The organism is Kiloniellales bacterium, assembly GCA_030064845.1.
Classification (GTDB): Bacteria; Pseudomonadota; Alphaproteobacteria; order Kiloniellales; family JAKSDN01; genus JASJEC01.
Genome location: JASJEC010000113.1, coordinates 1 through 7,524 on the forward strand (window position 1 = coordinate 1; position 7,524 = coordinate 7,524).

At 69.4% G+C, this 7,524-nt stretch carries 11 protein-coding genes; 8 read left to right on the top strand and 3 right to left on the bottom strand.

The genetic code is table 11. From position 1 onward, the window contains the following. Positions 1-4 precede the first annotated feature (4 nt). The 6 genes from QNJ67_23325 to QNJ67_23350 are packed head-to-tail and all read left to right on the top strand — an operon-like array spanning position 5 to position 4,140. Positions 5-829, top strand: a complete 825-nt coding sequence (locus tag QNJ67_23325; protein MDJ0611923.1) for a pyruvate, water dikinase regulatory protein — start codon at positions 5-7, stop codon at positions 827-829. Then, positions 826-1,449 carry a Maf family protein gene (locus QNJ67_23330; GenBank protein ID MDJ0611924.1) on the top strand — a complete coding sequence of 208 codons (624 nt, stop codon included), beginning with the start codon at positions 826-828 and terminating at the stop codon, positions 1,447-1,449. Before QNJ67_23325 ends, QNJ67_23330 begins: the two co-directional genes overlap by 4 nt. Further along, complete coding sequence (locus QNJ67_23335) at positions 1,446-2,279, top strand: shikimate dehydrogenase (protein ID MDJ0611925.1); 834 nt, start codon at positions 1,446-1,448, stop codon at positions 2,277-2,279. The genes QNJ67_23330 and QNJ67_23335 overlap by 4 nt, the downstream gene beginning before the upstream one ends. A 6-nt stretch (positions 2,280-2,285) precedes the next feature. Further along, on the top strand, positions 2,286-2,939 hold the full coding sequence (coaE, locus tag QNJ67_23340; GenBank protein MDJ0611926.1) for a dephospho-CoA kinase: 654 nt from the start codon (positions 2,286-2,288) through the stop codon (positions 2,937-2,939). Continuing rightward, on the top strand, positions 2,932-3,600 hold the full coding sequence (gene dnaQ / locus QNJ67_23345) for a DNA polymerase III subunit epsilon (GenBank protein MDJ0611927.1): 669 nt from the start codon (positions 2,932-2,934) through the stop codon (positions 3,598-3,600). Before coaE ends, dnaQ begins: the two co-directional genes overlap by 8 nt. Positions 3,601-3,615: 15 nt before the next feature. Then, a complete protein-coding gene (locus QNJ67_23350; protein MDJ0611928.1) occupies positions 3,616-4,140 on the top strand; it encodes a hypothetical protein in 525 nt (174 codons plus the stop codon). Here the strand turns inward: QNJ67_23350 and secB are convergent. The 3 genes from secB to QNJ67_23365 all read right to left on the bottom strand — a co-directional run bounded on the left by secB (position 4,134) and on the right by QNJ67_23365 (position 5,784). Next, positions 4,134-4,631: a protein-export chaperone SecB gene (gene secB, locus QNJ67_23355; GenBank protein ID MDJ0611929.1), complete on the bottom strand. Its 498-nt coding sequence runs from the start codon at positions 4,629-4,631 to the stop codon at positions 4,134-4,136. The genes QNJ67_23350 and secB overlap by 7 nt on opposite strands. A 128-nt stretch (positions 4,632-4,759) precedes the next feature. Then, on the bottom strand, positions 4,760-5,305 hold the full coding sequence (locus QNJ67_23360; GenBank protein ID MDJ0611930.1) for a histidine phosphatase family protein: 546 nt from the start codon (positions 5,303-5,305) through the stop codon (positions 4,760-4,762). Further along, positions 5,302-5,784 carry an FxsA family protein gene (locus QNJ67_23365; protein ID MDJ0611931.1) on the bottom strand — a complete coding sequence of 161 codons (483 nt, stop codon included), beginning with the start codon at positions 5,782-5,784 and terminating at the stop codon, positions 5,302-5,304. Before QNJ67_23365 ends, QNJ67_23360 begins: the two co-directional genes overlap by 4 nt. A 188-nt stretch (positions 5,785-5,972) precedes the next feature. Here QNJ67_23365 and QNJ67_23370 point away from each other — a divergent pair, with 188 nt between their 5' ends. Together QNJ67_23370 and QNJ67_23375 are read left to right on the top strand one after the other, a co-directional pair. Next, a complete protein-coding gene (locus QNJ67_23370; GenBank protein ID MDJ0611932.1) occupies positions 5,973-6,683 on the top strand; it encodes a Tim44/TimA family putative adaptor protein in 711 nt (236 codons plus the stop codon). Between the two features lie 39 nt (positions 6,684-6,722). Then, positions 6,723-7,524, top strand: an 802-nt coding sequence (locus QNJ67_23375; GenBank protein ID MDJ0611933.1) for an MltA domain-containing protein, incomplete at its 3' end; no start/stop codon positions are given.

Consider the following 7,524-nt stretch of genomic DNA (forward strand, 5'->3'; position numbering starts at 1 on the left):
GGACATGACCGTCTATCACATGCACCTGGTGTCCGACGCCACGGGTGAAACCGTCAGCTCGGTGGCCCGCGCCTGCCTGGTGCAGTTCGCCGGCGTCGAGCCGCACGAGCATGTCTGGTCCCTGATTCGGACGAAGGGGCAAATGGAGAAGGTGCTGCGCGGCATCGAGCGCGAGCCCGGTGTCGTGCTCTGCACCATCGTCAACGACGACCTGCGCAAAAGGCTGATCGACGGCTGCCGGGAGCTCGGCGTGGTCTGCGTGCCGATCCTCGATCCGGTGATCCACGCTCTGGCCGGCGTCTTCAAGGTCGAGATGAGCGGCCGACCGGGTCTGCAGCACGTCATGGACGCGGGCTACTTCCAGCGCATCGACGCCATGAACTTCGCGCTGTCACACGACGACGGGCAGTCGAGCGCACACCTGGAGCAGGCCGACATCATCCTGGTCGGCGTGTCGCGAACCTCGAAGACGCCGACCTGCATCTATCTGGCCAACCGGGGCATCAAGGCGGCCAACGTGCCGATCGTTCCCGGCTGCCCCTTGCCCGAGGAACTGCTCACCCTGCGGGCGCCCCTGATCGTCGGGCTGACCAAGGATCCCGCGCGGCTGGTCCAGCTGCGGCGCAACCGCATGCGCATGATGGCCGCGCACGGCGAGGAGACCGACTACACCGACCTCGAGAGCGTCAAGGAGGAGGTGGCGGTCGCGCGCCGCCTGTGCAGCCGGCACGACTGGCCGGTTATCGATGTGACCCGCCGTTCGATCGAGGAGACGGCGGCGACGATCCTGAACCACCTTGCCGCCCACCGCGGCGGTCAGCCGGCGTGAGCGCCGCGGCCCTGCAGGACGGCGCCATTGCCGTCGTGCTCGCCTCGGCCAGCCGGTCCCGCGCCCGCATGTTGGCCGAAGCCGGTGTGTCGGTCGCCGCCGACCCGGCCCAGGTCGACGAGGCCGAAATCAAGAACTCGCTGGCGGCCGAGCAGGCGACGCCGGCCCAAGTCGCCGAGACACTCGCTGAGCTCAAGGCCCGCCGCGTGTCCCAGCGCCGCGCCGGCGCCCTGGTGATCGGCGCCGATCAGGTCCTTGACCTCGAGGGCGCCCTGCTCGACAAGCCGCGCGATCGGGCCGAGGCCGCGGCGCACCTGCGGCGCCTCAGCGGCCGGACGCACCGCCTGATCTCCGCCGTCTGCGCGGTGCGCGACGACGGCTACCTCTGGCACGCGGCCGACCAGGCGCAGCTGACCATGCGGCCGCTTAGCGATGCCTTCATCGAGGACTATCTGGCGGCGGTCGGCGCGCGCGCCTGCGAGTCGGTTGGCGCCTATCAGCTCGAGGGCCTGGGCGCCCAGCTGTTCAGCCGGGTCGAGGGCGACTTCTTCACGGTTCTCGGCCTGCCGCTGCTGCCGCTGCTCGATTTCCTGCGCGCCCAGAAGGTACTCCGGCCATGATCCTGAGCGGTGCCGCGCGCCTCGCCGGCGTCATGGGCTGGCCGGTCGCCCACTCGCTGTCGCCGCGGCTCCACGGCTACTGGCTGCAGCATCACGGGATCGACGGCGCCTACCTGCCGCTGCCGGTCGAGCCCGATGCCTTCGCGAAGGTGCTCGACGCCCTGGCGTCGCTCGGGTTCCGCGGCGTCAACGTGACCCTGCCCCACAAGCTGGCGGCCCTGGCGGCCTGCGATTCGGTCGACCCGGTGGCGGAACGCATCGGCGCGGTCAACACCATCGTGTTCGAGGACGGCAAGACGCTCGGCGCCAACAGCGACGCCTTCGGGTTCCTCGCGCACCTGCGGCAGACTCTGCCCGCGTGGCGCGCCGAGGTCGGGCCGGCGGTCGTCCTGGGCGCGGGCGGTGCGGCCCGCGCCGTTGCCGTGGCCCTGATCGACGCGGGGGCGCCCGAGGTCCGCGTCGCCAACCGCACGGCCGAACGTGCGGCGGCGCTGGCCAAGTCGCTTGGAGGGCCGGTCACCACGATCGCCTGGCCGCCCGCCGGCGCCTTGGCCGAGGCCAACCTGCTGGTTAACACGACCTCGCTCGGCATGACCGGCCAGCCGCCGCTGGCGCTCGACCTGGGGGGATTGCCGGCCGGCGCGGCGGTCTACGACATCGTCTACAACCCTCTCGAGACCGCGCTGCTGGCGGCGGCGCGGCGCCACGGCAACCCGGTGGTGGACGGCCTCGGCATGCTTCTGCATCAGGCCCGTCCCGGCTTCGCCCGCTGGTTCGGCGTAGAGCCCGAGGTCACCGACGATCTGCGCCGCTTCGTTCTCGGCGCCTGAAGCGCCATGGTCATCCTCGGCCTTACCGGATCGATCGGCATGGGCAAGAGCCACGCCGCGCAGGTGTTCCGGCGGCTCGGCGTCCCGGTGCATGAGGCCGATGCGGCGGTTCACCGCCTGACGGCGAAGGGCGGCGAGGCGGTGCCCGCCGTGGCCCGGCGCTTCCCCCAGGCGGTCAAGGCGGGCGCCGTCGACCGCCAGGCGCTCGGCGCGATCGTGTTCAAGGACGCCAAGGCGTTGGCCGACCTGGAAGCCATTCTTCACCCCCTGGTGCGCCGCCGGACCCGCCGCTTTCTGGCCTCGATGGCCCGCCGCCGCGTGCCGCTGGTCGTGCTCGACATCCCACTGCTGTTCGAGACCGGCGGCGAAGCCTCGTGCGACGCCGTGGTCGTGGTCAGCGCGCCGGCCCGGATCCAGGCGGCCCGCGTGCTCGCCCGGCCCGGCATGACCCGCGAGAAGCTGCGAGCGATCCGCGCCCAGCAGATGAGCGACCGCGAGAAGCGCCGCCGCGCCGACTTCGTGGTCTCCACCGGCGCCGGCAAACGCGAGACCTTGCGTCGACTCGCCGCGATCGTCAGACTCTTGCAGCGGCGAGAAGGGCGGCACTGGCCGCCGCGCTCGCAGCCCAAGTTCGCACCGGCCAGGATCCGTCATGCGTGAGATCGTTCTCGACACCGAAACCACCGGGCTCGAACCGGAGGCCGGCCACCGGATCGTCGAGATCGCCGGCATGGAGCTGGTCAACGGCGTGCGGACGGGCAAGGACTACCAGACCTACCTGAACCCGGAGCGCGACATGCCCGAGGAGGCGTTCCGCGTTCACGGCCTGAGCGAGGATTTCCTGCGCGACAAGCCGAGGTTCGCCGAGGTGGCCGAAGAGCTGCTCGCCTTCCTGGGCGACGCGCGTCTGGTCATTCACAACGCGGCCTTCGACCTCAAGTTCCTCAACGCCGAGCTGACGCGGCTGGGCCACCGGCCGCTCAGCCCCGCCCGCGCGGTCGATACCGTGGCGCTGGCGCGGGCCAAGTATCCCGGCGCCCAGGTCAGCCTGGACGCGCTCTGCCGGCGCCTCGGGATCGACAACTCGGCGCGCAGCCTGCACGGCGCCTTTCTCGATTGCGAGCTGCTCTCGGAGGTGTACCTCGAACTGAGCGGCGGCCGTCAGCCGGGCTTCGATCTCGACCGGCGGGAATCGGCCCAACCGGTGGCGGCGGTCAAGCGGCCGGTCCGGCCGGCGCGTCCGCACGCGCCCACGGCGGAAGAGCTGCGGTCCCATGCGGCCATGCTGGAGACGCTGAGCGACCCGATCTGGGCGCGGTAGCGGCTGGCGGCGGGGATGGTCCTCGACGCGTACCTTGTCAATCGGCTGGTCGACTCGGACCTCGAGAGGGTCTCCGAGCCGCGGGTTTTATCCCATATCCGAGATCTGCGCGTCGAACCCAAAGAAGTGATGAGGCTTTGGGATTACGGCGAACCTGGCCAGCGATTTCCCTGTTGGTCGGTCTTCGAGCACAAGGCAAGCAACACGGGTATCGCCTACTGCGAAGAGGGCTTCGGACCCAAGCATCCCTGGGGTCTCGTGTTTCTGGATGGGGACGAGAGCCAGCGCTCCATCGGCGTGGACACGTCCTGGTTTGAGACCTTCCTGGACGCCTACTTCGATTCCATGGCTTCCTGCGACCTGGCGATCTGGTGTGTGGTCAAGACTGACGCTTCAGGCGCGCAGCGCTCCCTGACCAAGCAGGGCGGGTGGGACGAAACCTGGGAGCAGGTCTATTTATTTCGGGAGAAAGATCCGGGCTCGAGATACGACTGCGAGCACGACATCGCCCTACGAGCGCCGACCTCTTCCCGTTATTGACCGGCGGACTGGGCCAGCTCGGCGTCTCGCGCCTGGCGGCTCTCGTAGAGGTCTTCGAAATCGATCGGGTTGATCAGCAGCGGCGGAAAGCCGCCGTCCCGGGTCACGTCGCTGACCACCGCGCGGGCGAAGGGGAACAGGAAGCGCGGCACGTCGATCAGCAGCATCTTCTCGACTTCCGGCTCCGGCACGGCATCGCCGACCGTGGCGAGGCCGGCGAAATCAAGCTCGACGAGGAACACCGTCAGCTCCTCCGCATGGGCCTTGACCCGCATGCTCAGAACGACCTCGAAGAGGCGCTCCTGAAGGTTTCGTACGTCGACGTTGACCGTGACGTCGATCGTCGGCGCCGACGGCAGGTCGGCGTAGACCATCGGCGCGTTGGGATTCTCGAACGAGAGGTCCCTGACGTAGTGGGTGTTGAGCAGCAGGCGGGCGTTCGAGGCGGGCGCCTCTCCCGAACCCGTTTCCGTTGCTTCGCTTTCCGCCATGGTCGTCTCTCCTCAGAGCAGGGCTGGTCGTCGCCGGAAGCGGACCTGGCGCCGCTCCGGAGCGGCGGCTTCGCTAACACGGATGGCGGCCGGGCACAACAACGGGCGCGCCTCAGTCCGAGAGGGCCTCAGTCGGAAAGGACGGGGACCTCGCCGTTGACCGGATCGAAGGACACCACGGCGGCGTTCTCCACCGCCTGTCCGGTGAGGCCGCGGATGAACCCCCAGTGGGTGACCACCAGCACGTGGCGCCAGTACTCCTTCGCCGACATGTCCTCCCGGAAGCGGGTGCAGCGCACGCCAAGTTCCGCCTCGCTCTCCTCCGCCGGCCACCAGACCTCGTTCAGGTCTCCGAAATCGAAGTGAGGCCAGCGCTCGTTCAGCTCCGAGCGCGGCGTGCCGATATCGCAGGTGAAGAACGCGCGCTCGCGGACGATCGGCTCGACGGTCACCGCCACGCCCAGCTCCCTGGCGATGATGTCGGCGCTCTCCAGGGTGCGTGTGTAGGGGCTGGCCAGGATGACCCGCACGTCCTGATCGCGGACCTGGTCCGCGGCGGCGCGGATCTGCTCGGCGCCGAGGTCGGTCAGGGTGGGATCGACGATACCGGGATCGACGCGCGTCGCCCCGAAATGAAGATTGAAGTGGGATTGGCCGTGGCGGATCAGGATCATGGTTTCAGCTTCGGTGGCGGGTCCTTGGGTTCGCTATCCGTTACGTCGCGGTAGTCCCCGTCGATGACATCCCCGTTGCCGGGCGGCCGGCGCCCGGCCGAGGCGTGGACGTAGACCTCGCCGTGCTCGGCGAGGTGTTGGGCCGCCCTGCGACGCAGGAAATCGCGGAACGGCGGCACGAAGAGCAGCGCCCCCAGGGAGTCGGTGACGAATCCCGGGGTCAACAGCAGCGCGCCCGCCGCCAGCAGGCAGAGCCCGTCGAACAGCTCGCGCGCGGGCATGACGCCGCGGTCCATCTGGGACCGCGCCTTGGTCAGCGTGGCCAGGCCCTGCACCCGCAGCTGCCAGGCGCCGAGCAGCGCGGTCAGGACGATCAGGCCCAAAGTCGGCCAAAGGCCGAGGGCGCCGCCCACCTCGATGAACACGCCGATCTCTATCAGGGGCGCGAGGATCAGCGCGAGGAGGATTACCAAGCCCATGGAAGCTCTTTCTTTTTCCTTATGGCTTTCTTATCTAGAGTACGAGAGGTTAGAAAGGCAGTCTCGCGACCGCCGCGCCATTCCCCGAGCGGGCAGCTATAGCCGCAAAGCGATCACAGGGTCTAGCCTTCCCTCGGTCCGTCGCCACGCAATCGCCGGTGACGTCGTAACAGACGAGTAGCGCTTATATGGGCAACGGGTTCCAGTTCTTCGACGTCATTCTGCTCGCCGCCATTGCGGGCTTCGTGATCTTGCGCCTGCGCAGCGTGCTGGGCCGGCGCACCGGGCACGAGGAGCCCAGGCCGCGCTTCGATCCCTTCCAGCAGAAGCAGGAGGAGAACGAGGAAGACAAGGTCATTCCTCTGCCGGACCGCGAGCGGGACGAGCGCGCCCCCGGCGCCGCGAAAGAGGAGCCGGAGGACTTCGTTCCGCCCGAAGGCGCGACGCCGCTCGAGACCGGCCTGACCCAGATCAAGCTCGCCGACCGGGAATTCGATCCGGACATCTTCATTCCCGGCGCCAAAGCCGCCTTCGAGATGATCATCCTGTCGTTCGCCCAGGGCGACGCCAAGACGCTGCGGCCGCTGCTCAGCAACGACGTCTTCGAGGACTTCTCCGGCGCCATCAAGGCACGGGAGAGCGCCAAGGAATCCCTCGAGACCACGCTGGTCGGCATCAAGGAAGCCGAGCTGATCGAGGCCGAGCTGCAAGGCAAGACGGCCTTCCTGACCATCAAGTTCGTCTCCGAACAGGTCAACGTGACCCGCGACGCCGCGGGCGAGGTGGTCGACGGAGACCCGAACAACGTGGCGACGATCACCGATATCTGGACCTTCGCGCGCAACACGCGCAGCCGCGATCCCAACTGGACCTTGGTGGCGACCCGCAGCTCCAACTAGCGGAGGGGCGCGATCGCGCCCAGCACGGGAATCCTGCCGATGAAGGCACGCACGATCAGCGGGCGCATCCCGGCGCTCTCCTGTCTCGCCCTTGCGGTCGCCCTCGCGGCCTGCGGCAAGGAGCCGGAGAAGGCCGCGCCGCCCCCGCCCGAGCCGGCGGTCCTCCTGACCGAGGTCGGCTTCGACGAGCTGCCCGGCTGGCGCGAGGACCGGGTCGACTCGGCGCTGCCCGCCCTCAGGCTCTCCTGCGGAAGTTTCCTCAAGCAGCCCGACGCGCGGCCGGTCGGTCCGGAGTCCATGGGCGGCCAGGTCGCCGACTGGCGCGCGCCCTGCCAGGCGGTGGCCGCCCTGCCCGAGGGCGACGAGGCGGCGGCTCGGGCCGTGCTGGAGCGCTGGTTCCGGCCGTTCCGCGTGGCGGCGCCGGACTCCGATCTGGGACTCTTCACCGGCTACTACGAGGCCGAGCTGCGCGGCTCGCTGAAACGCGACGAGCGCTTCCGCTGGCCGCTCTACCGGCGGCCGGGCGACCTGATCTCCGTCGACCTCGGCCGCTTCCGGGCCGATCTCGCCGGCGAGAGGATCCTCGGGCGGGTCCGCGGCGCCCAGCTCGTTCCCTATTTCCCCCGGGCCGAGATCGACCAGGGCATCCTGGCCGGTCGCGACCTCGAGCTGCTCTGGGCCGACGATCCCGTCGACGTTTTCTTCCTCCACGTCCAGGGCTCGGGCCAGGTCCTCCTGCCCGACGGCCGGCGCATGCGCGTCGGCTTCGCGGCGTCGAACGGCCTGCCGTTCTACGCCATCGGGCGGGCGCTGATAAAGGAAGGGCAGATCCCCCGGGGCC